This window comes from Nonomuraea sp. NPDC050022, assembly GCF_044460705.1.
GTDB lineage: Bacteria > Actinomycetota > Actinomycetes > Streptosporangiales > Streptosporangiaceae > Nonomuraea.
Genome location: NZ_JBITKE010000013.1, coordinates 59,590 through 74,495 on the forward strand (window position 1 = coordinate 59,590; position 14,906 = coordinate 74,495).

Sequence of the window (14,906 nt, forward strand, 5' to 3'; positions counted from 1 at the left end):
GGGCCTGGTCACATCTCCAGGACCATGGTCATGAAGGCCAGCAGGTCGGCCCGGCGACGGAACGGATTGCGATAGAGCGCGGGGCCGCCCTGCCTGATCCGCAGCGCCTCGCGCACGATCCGGTGCCAGCGCTCGTGGAAGGCCTCCAGCGCGTATTCGCCGGCGGCCGACTTCGACGTCACCTCACCCACCGCGAGCGTCTGGCGCAGGCGGGCGATGCCGAGCACTCCCCATGCGGTCTGGTGGTCGCTCAGCGCGGCCACGCCCGGCCAGGAGATCCGCCGGGCACTGCGCTGGACCCACCTGGTCCAGTACGTCGCCAGGTTCTCCCTGGTCGTCCGGGCGAGCGCGTCCCAGTCGGTGTGGATGCCGAGCTGGGCCGCCGCCGGGCCTCGTACCGCCACCCCGCTCTGGGCGAGTACGTGCCAGGTGACCAGGTGCCGCTCGGCCCGTCCCGACTCGGTCAGCCGCCATTCGCGCACCGACGGCCCGTCGGGTGCCTGCGCCGGGTCCTTGCGCAGGTCGTCCCAGGTCACGTAGAGGCCGTCGAAGTGCGGCTTGGCCCCGCTGGGCTTCAGCTCGGCGTGGATCGTACGAAGGATTGCGGGGTCGGGCGACCGGCTGGTCACGGCGACGAAGTCGACGTCGCTCAGCCGCGGCCGGTAGTCGCCCAGCGCGATCGACCCCTGCAGGTACAGCCCCTCGACCAGACCGGGCGCGTGGCGATCGGCCAGTGCGAGGTAGTCCCGGCAAAGACGCGAGGGTATGTCAGGCAGATCATCGAGCATCCGGGAACCCTAGCAACGCGGGGAAACGCGTGCTGTCCCGTTTCCGGGATCGCATTTTTCAGGTCACGCGCTTCACACCGTACGTTTTCACGTCGCGCACCTCACGCCGCGCACCTCACGCCGCGCACCTCAGGCCGTGCGGCCGATGGCCTCGGAGATCGAGCTGAGGCCGTGGCGGCGGACGCGGCGGGCCAGTTGCCGGTGGATGCGCGCGGCCCAGAACGGCCCGCCGTAGATCCACCCGGTGTAGCCCTGGACCAGGGTGGCCCCGGCGAGCAGGCGTTCCCACACGTCGTCGACGTCCTCCACGCCGCCCACCGAGACCAGCGTGAGCCGGTCGCCGACGCGGGCCCGCAGCCGGCGCAGCACCTCCAGGGAGCGGGCCTTGAGCGGGCGGCCCGACAGCCCGCCGGTCTCGCCACCGTGCCGGATCGTGGTGTTGGTCGCGATGATCCCGTCGAGTCCCAGCTCCAGCGCCAGGTCGGCGACGGCGTCGATGTCCTCGTCCGCGAGATCAGGGGCGATCTTCACCAGCAACGGGGTACGGCGCGGCGTGCCGTCCGCGACCAGTTTGACCGAGGCGAGCAGCGGGCGCAGCAGCGACACGGCCTGCAGGTCGCGCAGCCCAGGCGTGTTGGGCGAGCTCACGTTGACCACGAGGTAGTCGGCCAGCGCCGCCAGCTCCTTGGCACTGGCCACGTAGTCGGCCACGGCCTCGGACTCGGGCACCACCTTGGTCTTGCCGATGTTGACCCCGACCACGACCGGGACCCCACGGGTGCGGCGCAGGCGGCGCGCCGCGGCGGCCGCCCCGGCGTTGTTGAACCCCATCCGGTTGATGACGGCCCGTTTCGACACCAGCCTGAACAGCCGGGGCCGGGGGTTACCGGGCTGGGCGTGCGCGGTGATGGTGCCGACCTCGACATGGCCGAAGCCCAGGGCGGCGACGCCCTCGGCGCAGGCGGCGTCCTTGTCGAACCCGGCGGCCAGGCCGAGCGGTCCGGGGAAGTGCACGCCGAACGCGCTGACGCGCAGAACCGGGTCGTGCGGCGCGAGAGCTCGGTGGAGCAGCCGCTTGAGCAGGGGTAGCGCCGAGAGCAGCGCGAGGGCCCTGACAGTCAGATGGTGCACGGCCTCGGCGTCGAAACGTCGCAAGACCTGCGTGAACACGAGGCGATACATCAGGGGTCAGGGTACCAATCGCGGTGACTCCCTATATTGGCTGGCATGGCACAGCTCAAGATCTACGGGCGTCGTGACGTGTGGGCCGGGCGGCAGCGGGAGCTCTCGGACCTCCTGCACTCCTGCGTGGTGAGCGCGTGGGGGCTGCCGGAGGACAAGCGGTTCCACCGGTTCCTGCTGCTGGACGCCGAGGACTTCGTGTGCCCACAGCGCGGCCCGAACTACCTGATCATCGAGGTGGTCTGCTTCACCGGCCGCAGCGACGACGCCAAGCGGGCGCTGATCCGGACGATCTATGAAAGATCTCAGCTCGCCGCCGAGGACGTGGAGATCACGATCATCGAGATGCCCAAGGTCAACTGGGGCATTCGCGGGGTTCCGGCGGACGAGCTGGCGCTGCCGTACAAGGTGGAGGTCTAGGTTCGGCCGAGCGGCCTCGGCCGGTCCTTGACACAGGGGCGAGGTTCAGGAGTGGAGTTGGGCGGGCGGTATGGTCCGACTCATGAGCACTCACTATGACGTCGTCGTTCTCGGCGCGGGTCCCGGAGGGTACACGGCCGCGGTCCGCGCCGCCCAGCTCGGGCTGCGCGCAGCGGTCATCGAGGAGAAGTACTGGGGTGGCGTCTGCCTGAACGTGGGCTGCATCCCGTCCAAGGCACTGCTGCGCAACGCCGAGCTCGCGCACATTTTCCACAACGAGGCCAAGACCTTCGGCATCAGCGGCGAGGTCACCTTCGACTACGGCGCCGCCTTCCAGCGCAGCCGCAAGGTGGCCGACGGCCGGGTCAAGGGCGTCCACTACCTGATGAAGAAGAACGCCATCACGGAGTACGACGGCCGCGGCACCTTCCTCGACGCCAACACGATCCAGGTGAACGGCGAGACGATCACCTTTGCCAACTGCATCATCGCCACCGGGGCCAGCACCAGGCTGATCCCGGGCACGTCGCTGTCGGAGCGGGTGGTGACGTACGAGGAGCAGATCATGACCGATCAGCTCCCCGGCAGCATCATCATCGCGGGCGCCGGCGCGATCGGCGTGGAGTTCGCGTACGTCCTGCACAACTACGGCGTCAAGGTGACGATCGTGGAGTTCCTCGACCGGATGGTCCCGCTGGAGGACGAGGAGGTCTCGACCGAGCTGGCCAAGCGCTACAAGCGGCTCGGCATCGAAGTGCTCACCTCCACCCGCGTCGACGGCATCGAGGACACCGGCGCCTCGGTCAAGGTGACGGTGACCCGTGACGGCCAGCAGCAGGTGCTGGAGGCCGACAAGGTGCTGCAGGCCATCGGCTTCGCACCGCGCGTCGACGGCTACGGCCTGGAGAAGACCGGTGTGGCCCTCACCGACCGGGGCGCGATCGCGATCGACGGCCGGTGCCGGACGAACGTGCCGCACATCTTCGCCATCGGCGACGTCACCGCCAAGCTGATGCTGGCGCACGCCGCCGAGTCCATGGGCATCATCGCCGCCGAGACGATCGGCGAGGCGGAGACCATGGAGCTCGACTACGTGATGATCCCGCGCGCCACCTACTGCCAGCCGCAGGTGGCCAGCTTCGGCTACACCGAGGCGCAGGCCCGTGACCTGGGCTATGACGTGAAGGTGGTCAAGTTCCCGTACACCGCGAACGGCAAGGCGCACGGCCTGGGCGACGCGGTCGGCTTCGTCAAGATCATCAGTGATGACACGCACGGCGAACTGCTCGGCGCGCACCTGATCGGCCCGGAGGTGACGGAGCTGCTGCCCGAGCTGACGCTGGCCCAGCAGTGGGACCTCACCGTGCACGAGGTCGCGCGCAACGTACACGCCCACCCGACGCTCGGCGAGGCGGTCAAGGAAGCGATCCACGGCCTCTCGGGACACATGATCAACATGTGACGGAACGGCGCTTATTCGCGGCTAACACCCGACCCGCCACGCTCGACCCCATGCGAGTGCTTGTCGTGGAGGACGAGGAAGAGCTGGCCGACGCGGTCGCGCGCGGCCTGCGGCTGCACGCGATCGCCGTCGACGTGGCCTACGACGGGCAGGAGGCGCTGAACCTGGCCTCGTACGTCGACTACGACGTCGTCGTCCTCGACCGCGACCTGCCCGAGGTGCACGGCGACGACGTCTGCGGCGAGCTGGCCAGCGCCAGCCGGATCCTCATGCTGACCGCCGCGGGGCAGGTCCGCGACCGGGTCGATGGTCTGTCGCTGGGGGCCGACGACTACCTGGTCAAGCCATTCGCGTTCGCCGAGCTGGTGGCCAGGATCCGGACACTGGCCCGCCGGTCGTCCCGGGTCGCGCCGACGCCGCTGGAGCGGGCCGGGATCCGGCTCGATCCCGGCCGCCGTACGGTGACCAGGGACGAGCGGGCGGTCGCGCTGAACCGCAAGGAGTTCGACGTCCTGGAGCAGCTGCTGCTGGCCGGAGGCGACCTCGTCACCTCCGCCGAGCTGCGCCGGCGGGTCTGGGACGAGCACGCCGACACGGGCACCGGCGTGCTGCGCGTCACGATCACGTCGCTGCGCAGGAAACTGGGCGCGCCGCTCGCGGTCCAGAACGTCCCCGGCAAGGGCTACCGGCTGTGACGCGGCTCTGGCCGTGGAACCGGCTAGGGCTGCGCATGCGGCTGGCCCTGTTGTACGGCGGGCTGTTCTTCGTCGCCGGATCGATGCTGCTCTGGGTCACGTACCTGCTGACGGCTCGGGCGATGAACACGCAGTTCGTCACGAAGTTCGGCGGCCCGCTGATCGCCGGTTCGGAGGACGTGCCGCCCGAAGCCGGCTCGCCCGTCCGGCAGGTGCGGGTCGATGTGGAGCAGGGCGCGGCCACCGTGCTGAGTGACATGCTGCGGTCCTCGGTGGTGATCATGATCGTGATCGGGATCATCGCGTTCGTGCTCGGCTATCTGGTGGCTGATCGGGCGTTGCGGCCGTTGGATCGGGTGACGGAGACGGCGCGGCGGTTGTCGGAGAGTACGTTGCATGAGCGGATCGGGTTGCGGGGTCCGCGGGATGAGGTCAAGCGGTTGGCCGATACGTTCGATGCGATGTTGGATCGGTTGCATCGGGTGTTCGAGGCGCAGCGGCGGTTCATCGGTAATGCTTCGCATGAGTTGCGGACGCCGTTGGCGATCAATCGCACGATTTTGGAGGTGTCGCTGGAGGAGCCGGCGGCCTCACCCGATCTGAAGGCGCTGGCCCGTGCGTTGCTGGGGACCAACGCCCGTTATGAGCGGTTGATCGAGGGGTTGCTGCTGCTGGCCCAGTCGGAGCAGGAGCTCGCCATCCGCAAGCCCGTGGAGCTGCCGCGGATCGTACGGACCGTGCTGGAGCAGATCGAGCTCGCCTCCACGAAGCGGCACATCACCGTGCACCAGGATGTGCGGCAGGCCGTGGCCGTGGGCGACCCGCTGTTCCTGGAGCGTTGCGTGTTCAACCTGCTGGAGAACGCGATCAAGTACAACGTCCGCGGGGGTGAGGTGTGGTTGCGCCTGCGGCAGGAGGGTGACGAGGCGGTGGTCGTGGTGGAGAACACCGGGCCGCAGGTCTCGCCGTACGAGGTGGACGAGGTAGACGACCTGTTCGAGCCGTTCCGCCGGCTGCAGGGCGACCGGGTACGGTCGGCGCGTGGCGCGGGGCTGGGGCTGTCGATCGTCCGGGCCATCGTCGGAGCGCACGGCGGCACGGTGACGGCCGTGGGCCGGCCGGAAGGCGGCCTGGCGGTGACCGTACGGCTGGCGGGCGCGGCTCACGTGACCGCCGGCCGCGCACGCTGACCATGCTCGGGTCCATCCAGAATTCGGCCTGGGCCGTCTGCGCTTTGGGCAGGTAGACAGCATGGTCAAAGGGCCTGGCGCGCTTCCTCCACCGAGCGCAGGACGCCAAGGGCGCCGGTGGTCTCGGCGATCTCGCCTGCCTCGTCGAGCACTTCCAGCGCCTGGTCACGGTGGCCTTCGGCGGCGGTGATGTAGGCCAGGCCGATCAGGTTCGCGGCGACGCCGGGCAGGAAACCGAGCTCGCGGCGCAGGCGTACCGACTCCTCCAGTCGCCGGCGCGCCGGGCCCAGGCGGCCGGCGACGTGCTCGGCGATGCCCAGGTGCCGCAGCGCGTACGACATGGTCAGCTTGTCGCCGGCCTGGGCCGCGAGCTCGTGGGAGCGTTCGAACATGGGGACCGCGGCGTCGTTTTCCCGGTGGACGACCTGGTGGAAGAGGCCGATCCAGAACAGCGCCTCGCCCTCGCCGCGTACGTCGCCGAGGGTTCGGTAGAGCCGCGCGGCGCGCTCGAACAGCTCCTGCTCGCTCGGGTCCTCCTCCCCCTTGTCCAGGAATCGCCCGTGCGCGAGCCGGCCGCGGGCCAGGGCGAGATCCGCCTCGACGGCGTCCAGATCCCGGTCGGCCGCCTCCAGCGCCGTGGCATCGCCGTCGAAGACGGCCCGCTCGTACAGCAGTCTGGCCTGTTCGATCCGTTCGTCCACGTTCATCCCCTGCGCTCGGCTACGTCGCGGTCGAGCGTATAGGTGGCCTCTTTGCCTGAGCGGCAGGTCGTCCAGATATTTCGGGATTGGCGTAACAACGAAGATGCTCGGACCACTTCCTGGTGTCAGAAGAACAATATCCGGAATTTAAGGGGCTGAGGCGGTGACGGATGATTCGCACCGGTTCACCAGCATGTATGACGAATGCCGACAACGCGTGTGGGCGTACGTAGTCAGTCGCGCGGGCCGGCAGGTGGCTGACGAGGTGGTGAGCGAGACGTTCGCGGTCGCCTGGCGGCGGCTGGACGACGTACCGGAGCCGGCCCTGCCCTGGCTGCTCGGAGTCGCGCGGAACGTCCTGCGCGACAACATCCGCGCGGAGACCCGGCGGGAGGCGCTGAACGCGGAGCTGCGGGCCTGGACCGAGGGCGACGTGGCCGACCAGGTGACCGAGCGGCTCGGCGTACTGCGCGCGCTGGCCGAGCTGCCAGAGGACGACCGGGAGATCCTCATCCTCATCGCCTGGCAGGGCCTGTCCCCCAAGGACGCGGCCCTTGTCGTCGGCTGCTCGGCGGCCGCTTTCCGCGTACGGCTGCATCGGGCCCGCAAGCGGCTCAAGCAGGCGATGGAACCGACGGGACGGTCCCGGCTCCGGGTGAAGAACCTCAGTGAGGAGTGGTCATGAACCCCATCGACGAACTACGGGCGGCCCGGCCCGCGCACCTCGGCGACGCGCCGGTCGACGAACGCACCAGGGCCGCGGAGCTCTCGCACGCCATGTCCCGGCCGCGGCCGGCGCGGCGCAGGCGTAGAAACGTACGGCCGGTATGGGGCCTCAGCCTCATCGGCGCGGCCGCGACCGCCGTAGCCGTCGTGGTCTCCAGCACTGGAGGCATGACGGCGCAGGCGCCCGTTCCGGCCCGGACGACGGCCACGTCGTCCACCCCCAAGGTGAAGCTCTCGGCTCGGGACATCCTGCTGACCGCCGCCGCGAAAGCGGCCCGCCAGCCCGCCGGGACGGGCGCCTACTGGCACACCGTGTCCATGCGGCGGACCCTGTTCGCGGTCGAAGGCGCCGGCTACCGGGTCATGGACTGTCAGCGGGAGGAGGGTTGGACCCCCAACGCCACCGGTGGAGACCAGTGGGGCAGCATCAAGCCGCTCGGCGCGCGACCGGTCACCGCCGCGGACGAGGAGGCATGGAAGCAGGCCGGCTCCCCGGCCGAGATCCCGGTCAAGGTGCCGGGCAAGCCACGCCCGATGACCCTCACGACCTCTCCCCGAAAGAAGTTCACCGACCACACTCCCCTGGTCGACGGGGACAAAGTGTTCTGGCTCGGCCGGAACGTCACCATGAAGGACCTGCGTGGCCTACCCTCCGACCCGGCCAAGCTCAAGGCGTGGCTGCTGCGCTCGTACGAGGGGCACAGCACCGAGTCCAGCAGCGACCCGATGTCGGCCGACCCCTGGCTCTTCACCGTGAGCATAGGGTTGATCATCGACATGCCGGTCACACCCCAGGTACGCGGCGCCGCCTTCCGGATGCTCGCCGACCTCGACACCGTCGACGTCATCGAGAACGTCACGGACGCGGAGGGCCGCCAGGGCACCGCCGTGGCGGTCAAGGAGCGCACCAAGGGCTCCGGCGTCTTGGAGAACCGGCTGATCTTCGACCAGACGACCGGGCGGGGCCTGGCGAACGAGAATGTCGTGGTGAAGTCCGGTGGTCTCCAGAGCGCCTTCGAACCCGGCACAGTGTGGAACTCGCAGGCCGTACTGGAAGCCGGCTGGACCGACCGCAAGCCATCCTCCTGACTCCGCCGCCATGACCGCCCCTGCCCGCCGGGTGGGGGCGGTCAGCATCCGGAGGCGGCCGGATTCTGTCGGTGCCACGGGGAACAATCGACGCATGGAGAAACCGAAGGCCGTTTCGGCCGAGGAGTGGCAGCGGGCCCGCGATGACCTGCTCAAGGCCGAGAAGGAAGCCACCCGTACGCTGGACGCGCTCGCCGCGCAGCGGCGCCGCCTCCCCATGGTGAAGTTCGCCAACGACTACCCGTTCGACACTCCTGCCGGGACGAAGACCCTGCTCGACCTGTTCGAGGGCCGCCGGCAGCTGGTCGTCTACCAGTTCATGGACAACGGGCCGGACGACTACTGCCCGGGCTGCACCGGGTTCACGAACAACGTCCCGTCGACCGGGCTGGCCCGCCTGGGCGACAGTGAAGTCACCTGGGTCACCGTGTCCAACATGCCGCTCGCCCAGATCGAGGCGTACAAGGCGCGGATGGGCTGGACGCTGCCGTTCGTCTCCTCGCACGGCACGTCGTTCGCGGATGACAGCGGCGCGGGTGGCGGCTTCCTGCTCAGTGTGTACCTGCGCGACGGCGAGGACGTCTATCAGACGTATTCCACCGGCTCCCGGGGCGTGGACCGGCTCGTCTTCGCCAACAGCATCCTCGACCTCACCCCCTACGGGCGGCAGGAGGACTGGGAGGACTCCCCACCCGGCTGGCCGCAGCACCCCACGTACGGGTAGAAGGCCGTGCCGACTGATCAGGACCGTCGGCTCAGGCGCTCTGCAGCACGGCGATGGAGGCCGTGATCCCAAGGGCCGCCAGCGACGCAAGCAGCGCCTTTATCCCGAGACCACTCCAGCGGTACTTCTGACGGGCAACCTGGGCATTCGCCCAAACCTGCTCGGATATGGCAGCAACGAGAGCATCGGCATCTTTCACCAATGCGCCCAACTCGCCAACGTAGGCGTCTGGCCGGGCGTGATATCGCGTGGCGATGTGGTGGTAGTAGAGGAGGCTGATGGGCTCCGGGTTGGCACGGCGGCGGGGCAACAAAGCCAGTCCACCGAAGCAGGCGGCGCCTACCACCAAGAATGCGCAGGTCGCGGCAGCGATCGCGAACACCGTGCTCGGTCGTTCAGCACTTCTGATCAGCGTATATATGACGCCGCCGGTGGCTCCTGAAGCGGCGAGCGTGAACCCCGCCTTGGTCTCCGCATGTTTGATCATATCGATGGTGAGCGAGAGGGCCTTCCATGCGTCATCGGTACAACCTGCTCGCGGCCCTGTTGGGACGCTGGACGGCGCGCTGGGAGCACCAGGCAGGGATACCCGCTTCGCAGCGCCTCTCTTAATTGAGATCACTTCACCCATCCACAAGCAAGCATCGGCCACGAATTCCGTGGATTCCATCTCGCACGGCTGAAGCCGGCTCGAAGCGCGGCACCAGCAACCACATACAGGTTCCCGAGGTCAGGTCTCGAGATTATCGCGCATCCCACCTCAATCGGGAGGCGATCGCCGCCAGCCGTATGAGGCCGCTGCAAGATACCCATACACCAACAGTAAAGCCGTAGATCGGTCCACCGCTTGGTCGCGCACCTCCGCACCAACCCGTAAGCGAATGCGTCCGTAATCTCATATCGTCAACTTCATATGGTCCTTTGCGCACCTCAACACGGCTTCGATGGGCCGGTCACCGCGATCGGCCATGGGAAGAGTTCATGATCCCGTCGCGATCAACAGATGGTCGCCTTCAGCGTAGGGAGGCGGGCGCATGCTGTGGCCCAAAGGAACCCTGATGGCGGCGTTCGATCAACAGGCCAAGGCTGACTTCCTCGCCCTGGGCGAACCACAGCGCTTCGAAGCGGGCGAAGTTCTCCTTCGCCAGGGCGACCCCCGCTCTGATCGCGTGTACCTTCTGCGTTCCGTCCGGCCGGGAACGTCCGCATGTGCGAAAGTGACGGCGAACCTCGGCACAGGGGTCGAGACGCTTCTCAGCATCCGGGTCAGCGGCGACCTCGTGGGAGAGATGGGCGTCTTGCGTGGAGCCGAACGCTCCGCCACGGTGACGCTCTGCACCCCAACCCTGGCCTTCCGCATCTCGGCAAACACCTTCCTGGGCTTCCTTGGCCGCAATCCGCACCTTGGCGCGGCGCTCGCCGCCATGATCGCGGACCGGCTTGAGTGGTCCAATCAGCGACGACTGGACTTCGCCGCCTTCGATGTCACCGTTCGGCTCGCGCGGGTCATCGGCGAACTCGCCAGGCGCCATGGGATCGAGACCGCGGCTGGGCTCGAGTTGGGCGTCAGTCTGTCCCAACAGGAGTTGGGACGGCTGATCGGAGCACGAGATGCCGCTGTCAGTAAGTCGATGCGGGCGCTCAAGGAGAGCGGCGTGCTGCGAACAGGCTACCGGCAGCTGATCATCACGGATCCGGATCAGCTCCGCGCCCTGCAGCACGGAAACTGAGGCCGCACCGATTGCCGCTTTATACACAATTGTCAGGACTTTTCCACCCAGCTGCATATCGAACGGAATTCTGGAACTTTATTACGGTGGCGGGTATCGGCGGCACCCTCGCAGGCGGACAGATCTAGGACCGCCGGGATAGATACCCTTTTGTGACCAGACTGCGAACCCTGGACCCTGCATCCCCTATTAGTAGTGAATCTGGCGTCGCATCATCCCCCATACTGTTGATCCCGAAGCAGAGCCAAGGAAGGCGCTTATAATCAATGGACACAGGTGATTTCGGACGCGCACTTGTGGTGTCGAGCGATCTCAAGGGGTACGGGCGCGGCAATGACAAGCGTCACGAAACCATGCAAGCCCAGTTCGTCAACATCCACCAGGCAGCGGCCGAGCTGGCGGGTCTCCACCGCGACACATGGGTACGTCAGCCAGGCGGCGACGGCGAGCTCGCGGTGCTGCCTGACGGCGAGCCCGATGCGCTGGTCGTCGACCAATACGTCAGGGAGCTGGAGAAACAGCTCAGCGACCACAATCGAGACCTGCCCCCCGAAGCCCGGCTGCGGCTGCGGGTGGCTGTCGCCTTCGGCTCGGCTTATCCGGCCGCGAACGGGTACGCCGGACAGGCCGTCGTCGAGGTAAGCCGACTTCTTTCATGGGGTCCGCTCAAGCGAATCCTTGACGAGAAGTCAGATGTGAATCTCGTTCTAATTCTCTCCCAGCGCGTCTTCGAGGACATCGTAAGGAACGGACATACTTCCTACGCGGCATCCGAGTTCCGCGAGGTGAAGGTCCAAGAGAAGGAGTACGACGCGTCCGCGTGGGTCCGGGTGCCAGGTATGACTCCCGCAGATCTGGACTTCCTATCTACAACTACGGAACCCACGACAAACGCCCATACAGCAGATCATCTCATCGGAGCGATCTCGCAGAACGCCGAGGCCATCACCAACCTCTACGGCCCGGTCGACGCCCGTCAGGCGATTTTCGGCGTGAGCAGGAAGTAGTAATGCCAGAAACACCACAACCCGAGGGACAGCCCGCGGACGAAGCGGCGCCGGACGGTCCAGAGCCCGACCCGGAGGAGGCGAAGCAGGAAGGGCAAGGCGACAACGAATCGCCAGGAGAGGAAGGCAGCTTCGACGAGGGGGCCCTCGGCCAGAACGCCACCGTCATCAACAACTTCTTCGATCAGGTCGACGGCTCCCACTCCATTTTCGGCATCGGCGCACGTCGATCCACACACTCGATGACCGGCACGCTCGACCTCGTGGACATCGAGATGGCCCTTGAGTGTTTCGTCGCGCCTGAGTGCTTCGAGAAGGCCCTGCTTGACCTGTGCGGGCATCGGGTGGTCGTGCTTGTGGGCCGCGAGGAAAGCGGCAAATGGATCAGTGCGATCGCACTCCTGAACAGGGTGAAACAGCGAAACGCCAAGATCACTGTCCTGTCTCCGGCTCGCACCCTCGACGAACTAGCCGCCAAGACGGCCTTCCGGGAAGGTCGTGGCTACGTCATTCAGGGCTGGGTCGCGGACGCCGGTGCGGCGACACTCCAGCGGTTCGAGTTCGAGACGCTCAGCCGGAAACTCGAACAGGCTCAAGCACATCTGGTGATCACGCTTAACCGAGGCCAGGAGCTCTCCGGCTTGGAGGGCTTCCATGTCGGGTGGCGGACGCCCGATCCGCTGAAGCTGTTCGATGCCTACCTCAACGGCATCGCCGTCACCGATGAGATCGCCGAAGTCCGCAGGCAGGCCATCGAACTGCGGACACCTCGCCGGATCGCGGCGCTCGCGCGGCAGATCGCGCTCGGCGGGCAATCCCCGACCGACGTGCTCGCCGACCTCACAGGCAACGAGGTGACCAAGTGGTTCGGCGACAAGCCCAAGCGCTCTGAGGTCCTTGTGGTCGCTGCCCTCGCGTTTGCGTACGGAGTGCCCGAGCGCGTATTCGAACGCCTCCTTGTCGATCTCGAACGGATAGCGGAGGAGGTCAAGTTACGGGGCAGAGAGCCGGAGAAACGGGCTTATGACGACACTCTTCCGCAAAATAGGGCGCGGTGGGGCGGCGATCACCCCCTGATCACTGTGGAGCGCGTACCTGGCCCATCGGCGGGAGAGCGCAGGATCGTCTTCCGAGGCTCGCAACACCGAGAGCAGGTCATCAACGAACTCCTGCGACTCTATGGCTACGACCTCTGGGAGCCTCTTCGACTGTGGATCCGCGGCCTGGCCGACGATCTGGCAGAGGTACGAACGCAGGCGGCAGCGGGCCTCTCACTGCTGGCCGCCGCCAACTCGCAGGAAGTTCGGGAATCATTCCTCGAGCCCTGGGCCGGAGGCGGTGCTTCAGAACAGCTCACCGCAGCCCTGCTCCTGTCGATGATGTGCGCGGACGACGCACTGGCGCCGATCGCTCTCAACACGGCCTTGAGCTGGGTCATGGATGCCGGGCAGCCCCGTGCCATGACCGCCGCGCTGGCCTTCGCCGGAGGGCTGTCCATCCGCTACCCTGCCGACAGCGTCGACTGGCTGTGGTTCCTGTCGCTGCGTGCGATCAGAATCCGGGTGGTCGCCCGGCGTGCCCTTGTTCTGCTCTTCCAGGGCGCGGCCGAGCGGGAGGACGGTGCACTCCAGCCTCTACGCCTGCTCGCCCGGCATGTCGACCTGGATCTGCGGAGCCCTATCGAGCCGGGTCGTGCGCGTACGGCCCTTGCCGCCGCACTCGCCGTCCTCTCGTGTGATCGTCTCGAAGCAGACGACGATTCCCTGGCGGCGTGGTTGCTCATGTCCGAGCCGGAGAGCGCCAAGCCGCTGGGCGTTCTGTGGGCCTGGACCCTGCACAGCGCCTACTACCGACGTGATGCGATCCGAGCCCTTTATCGCGCTCTGCGCGCTCTTAAGGGTCGGGATGGAGCGATACCGGCCGCTACCGCCCTGGGTGAGGCCGTGTGGTCGGCCCTGCCCCCGGACGCCGCGACGCTGATCAGTCAGGCGATCGAGCGAGCGGGAGCCGCCGTACGTGAAAACCCGGAGGACTCTATCCGGACCCGTGAACTCGTCCTGGCGGTGCTGAAGACGAGTGGCGAACGAGGCCGACCCCATGGCACACGAACAGGAGGCGGTGGCACTGATGGCCATCCCATATCCGATCATTGACGAACAACCTCTGCCCCCGGCGCAACGGTCCTGGGGATTCTTCACTCGCAGGGACACGAGCCAATTGCCCGCGACACCCGCGGGAGCCGTCCTTGTTTTCGAGGTCCATGGCGGTCATCGCGCATTCATGGAACGTCGTCACCTCAAGGGCTCCGAGGAGGCGGTCGTGGAGGCGGTCTCCGTGGCCGTTGTCGACGTACGCACCCGTTCGGTGCACGTCGAGGTGCAGCTTCCCTCCCGCGACCTTGGCTACCGGTTCATCGTCAGAGCGAACTTCAAGTGCCGGGTGACCAATCCGGAGACGGTCGTGGCGGATCACGTTCAGGACGTCGCCGAAATCTTAGCCGGCCACCTGCGCAAAGACGCGAAGCTGATGCAACTCGGCGCGACGCGCCCTATCGAGGACACGCACGCCCTGGCCCCAGAAGTCGCCGCCAGGGTGCAGGCTTATCTCGAGTTCTACCCACCGACGATAGACGGCATGGAGGTGGACCTCGCCCATGTCGAGTTGTTCATGCCCAACGATGTCATCGTCCATGGCAAGAGCCTGAAGAAGCTCCAGTGGGAAGGGGAGAGCAAAGAACTCCTGTGGGCCATCGAGAACCGTGACGTGGCGCGGATCGAAAACATCTTCCAGCGCGGGGTGGAGGCTGTCACCGCGCTCAGCGTCAGCCGCGAGCAACTCTTGATGGGTGACGCCGTGAGCGTCGCCCGAGAGATTCAAGAACAACGGATGAAGTCCCTGTCCGACCTGCTCCGCCAATTGCCCGACGGCGCGCTGGACTTCCTTCCCATCGATTCCCAGAGGCTCATCAACCAGATGATGAAAGCGGTGACCGGCGTTGAGCCGTTCATCGATTCATCGGAGACAGAGGAGCGCCGCGCCCTCGGCGAAAGCCGGCATGCGCGTGGCGAGGACGGTCCGCGGTCTATCGGGTTGGAAGACCTGGATGACTGAGGCGTCACGTACGTCCCGATGGGCGTCCTCGGTCGTGGGGAAATGGCGACAGGCCGACCTGGGCCGTCGACTTCGAGTGCT

General features: G+C 67.1%; 15 protein-coding genes. 11 read left to right on the forward strand and 4 right to left on the reverse strand.

What is annotated here, in order from left to right:
* Positions 1 to 8: 8 nt before the first annotated feature.
* A complete protein-coding gene (locus ACIBO2_RS44460; RefSeq protein WP_397304184.1) occupies positions 9 to 788 on the reverse strand; it encodes an aminoglycoside adenylyltransferase domain-containing protein in 780 nt (259 codons plus the stop codon).
* Between the two features lie 129 nt (positions 789 to 917).
* Positions 918 to 1,970, reverse strand: a complete 1,053-nt coding sequence (locus ACIBO2_RS44465) for a quinone-dependent dihydroorotate dehydrogenase (RefSeq protein WP_397304185.1) — start codon at positions 1,968 to 1,970, stop codon at positions 918 to 920.
* Positions 1,971 to 2,015: 45 nt separating this feature from the next.
* On the opposite strand from ACIBO2_RS44465, the gene ACIBO2_RS44470 reads away from it, so the two are divergent.
* From ACIBO2_RS44470 to ACIBO2_RS44485, 4 genes are all read left to right on the forward strand, one after another.
* Positions 2,016 to 2,390 (forward strand): tautomerase family protein, encoded by a 375-nt coding sequence (locus ACIBO2_RS44470; RefSeq protein ID WP_358554947.1) that lies wholly within the window; start codon positions 2,016 to 2,018, stop codon positions 2,388 to 2,390.
* An 82-nt stretch (positions 2,391 to 2,472) separates the two neighbouring features.
* A complete protein-coding gene (gene lpdA, locus ACIBO2_RS44475; protein ID WP_358554950.1) occupies positions 2,473 to 3,852 on the forward strand; it encodes a dihydrolipoyl dehydrogenase in 1,380 nt (459 codons plus the stop codon).
* A 50-nt stretch (positions 3,853 to 3,902) separates the two neighbouring features.
* Positions 3,903 to 4,547, forward strand: a complete 645-nt coding sequence (locus tag ACIBO2_RS44480; protein ID WP_357939612.1) for a response regulator transcription factor — start codon at positions 3,903 to 3,905, stop codon at positions 4,545 to 4,547.
* A complete protein-coding gene (locus tag ACIBO2_RS44485) occupies positions 4,544 to 5,737 on the forward strand; it encodes a sensor histidine kinase (RefSeq protein WP_397304186.1) in 1,194 nt (397 codons plus the stop codon). The genes ACIBO2_RS44480 and ACIBO2_RS44485 overlap by 4 nt, the downstream gene beginning before the upstream one ends.
* A 65-nt stretch (positions 5,738 to 5,802) precedes the next feature.
* On the opposite strand, the gene ACIBO2_RS44490 is transcribed toward ACIBO2_RS44485, so the two are convergent.
* A complete protein-coding gene (locus tag ACIBO2_RS44490; RefSeq protein ID WP_358554956.1) occupies positions 5,803 to 6,438 on the reverse strand; it encodes a hypothetical protein in 636 nt (211 codons plus the stop codon).
* Positions 6,439 to 6,601: 163 nt separating this feature from the next.
* Between ACIBO2_RS44490 and ACIBO2_RS44495 the strand changes: the two genes are divergently transcribed.
* The 3 genes from ACIBO2_RS44495 to ACIBO2_RS44505 all read left to right on the forward strand — a co-directional run bounded on the left by ACIBO2_RS44495 (position 6,602) and on the right by ACIBO2_RS44505 (position 8,977).
* Complete coding sequence (locus ACIBO2_RS44495) at positions 6,602 to 7,123, forward strand: RNA polymerase sigma factor (protein ID WP_397304187.1); 522 nt, start codon at positions 6,602 to 6,604, stop codon at positions 7,121 to 7,123.
* On the forward strand, positions 7,120 to 8,253 hold the full coding sequence (locus ACIBO2_RS44500; protein ID WP_397304188.1) for a CU044_5270 family protein: 1,134 nt from the start codon (positions 7,120 to 7,122) through the stop codon (positions 8,251 to 8,253). The genes ACIBO2_RS44495 and ACIBO2_RS44500 overlap by 4 nt, the downstream gene beginning before the upstream one ends.
* 94 nt (positions 8,254 to 8,347) lie before the next feature.
* On the forward strand, positions 8,348 to 8,977 hold the full coding sequence (locus ACIBO2_RS44505; RefSeq protein ID WP_358554965.1) for a DUF899 family protein: 630 nt from the start codon (positions 8,348 to 8,350) through the stop codon (positions 8,975 to 8,977).
* A 31-nt stretch (positions 8,978 to 9,008) separates the two neighbouring features.
* Here the strand turns inward: ACIBO2_RS44505 and ACIBO2_RS44510 are convergent, their stop codons facing one another.
* Positions 9,009 to 9,464, reverse strand: a complete 456-nt coding sequence (locus tag ACIBO2_RS44510; RefSeq protein ID WP_397304189.1) for a Pycsar system effector family protein — start codon at positions 9,462 to 9,464, stop codon at positions 9,009 to 9,011.
* A 547-nt stretch (positions 9,465 to 10,011) separates the two neighbouring features.
* Between ACIBO2_RS44510 and ACIBO2_RS44515 the strand changes: the two genes are divergently transcribed.
* From ACIBO2_RS44515 to ACIBO2_RS44530, 4 genes are all read left to right on the forward strand, one after another.
* Positions 10,012 to 10,707, forward strand: coding sequence for a Crp/Fnr family transcriptional regulator (locus tag ACIBO2_RS44515; RefSeq protein WP_397304190.1), 696 nt, complete (start codon positions 10,012 to 10,014; stop codon positions 10,705 to 10,707).
* Positions 10,708 to 10,973: 266 nt separating this feature from the next.
* Positions 10,974 to 11,714: a hypothetical protein gene (locus ACIBO2_RS44520; RefSeq protein ID WP_358554974.1), complete on the forward strand. Its 741-nt coding sequence runs from the start codon at positions 10,974 to 10,976 to the stop codon at positions 11,712 to 11,714.
* A gap of 2 nt (positions 11,715 to 11,716) precedes the next feature.
* Complete coding sequence (locus tag ACIBO2_RS44525; protein ID WP_397304191.1) at positions 11,717 to 13,867, forward strand: hypothetical protein; 2,151 nt, start codon at positions 11,717 to 11,719, stop codon at positions 13,865 to 13,867.
* Positions 13,812 to 14,825 carry a hypothetical protein gene (locus ACIBO2_RS44530; protein ID WP_358554980.1) on the forward strand — a complete coding sequence of 338 codons (1,014 nt, stop codon included), beginning with the start codon at positions 13,812 to 13,814 and terminating at the stop codon, positions 14,823 to 14,825. The genes ACIBO2_RS44525 and ACIBO2_RS44530 overlap by 56 nt, the downstream gene beginning before the upstream one ends.
* Positions 14,826 to 14,906: the final 81 nt, after the last annotated feature.

Bases quoted from the DNA above. Each gene is read 5' to 3' on its own strand.
- ACIBO2_RS44460 (WP_397304184.1), bottom strand. From the start codon at position 788: ATGCTCGATGATCTGCCTGACATACCCTCGCGTCTTTGCCGGGACTAC.
- ACIBO2_RS44465 (WP_397304185.1), bottom strand. From the start codon at position 1,970: ATGTATCGCCTCGTGTTCACGCAGGTCTTGCGACGTTTCGACGCCGAG.
- ACIBO2_RS44470 (WP_358554947.1), top strand. From the start codon at position 2,016: ATGGCACAGCTCAAGATCTACGGGCGTCGTGACGTGTGGGCCGGGCGG.
- lpdA (WP_358554950.1), top strand. From the start codon at position 2,473: ATGAGCACTCACTATGACGTCGTCGTTCTCGGCGCGGGTCCCGGAGGG.
- ACIBO2_RS44480 (WP_357939612.1), top strand. From the start codon at position 3,903: ATGCGAGTGCTTGTCGTGGAGGACGAGGAAGAGCTGGCCGACGCGGTC.
- ACIBO2_RS44500 (WP_397304188.1), top strand. From the start codon at position 7,120: ATGAACCCCATCGACGAACTACGGGCGGCCCGGCCCGCGCACCTCGGC.
- ACIBO2_RS44505 (WP_358554965.1), top strand. From the start codon at position 8,348: ATGGAGAAACCGAAGGCCGTTTCGGCCGAGGAGTGGCAGCGGGCCCGC.
- ACIBO2_RS44510 (WP_397304189.1), bottom strand. From the start codon at position 9,464: ATGATCAAACATGCGGAGACCAAGGCGGGGTTCACGCTCGCCGCTTCA.
- ACIBO2_RS44515 (WP_397304190.1), top strand. From the start codon at position 10,012: ATGCTGTGGCCCAAAGGAACCCTGATGGCGGCGTTCGATCAACAGGCC.
- ACIBO2_RS44520 (WP_358554974.1), top strand. From the start codon at position 10,974: ATGGACACAGGTGATTTCGGACGCGCACTTGTGGTGTCGAGCGATCTC.
- ACIBO2_RS44525 (WP_397304191.1), top strand. From the start codon at position 11,717: ATGCCAGAAACACCACAACCCGAGGGACAGCCCGCGGACGAAGCGGCG.
- ACIBO2_RS44530 (WP_358554980.1), top strand. From the start codon at position 13,812: ATGGCACACGAACAGGAGGCGGTGGCACTGATGGCCATCCCATATCCG.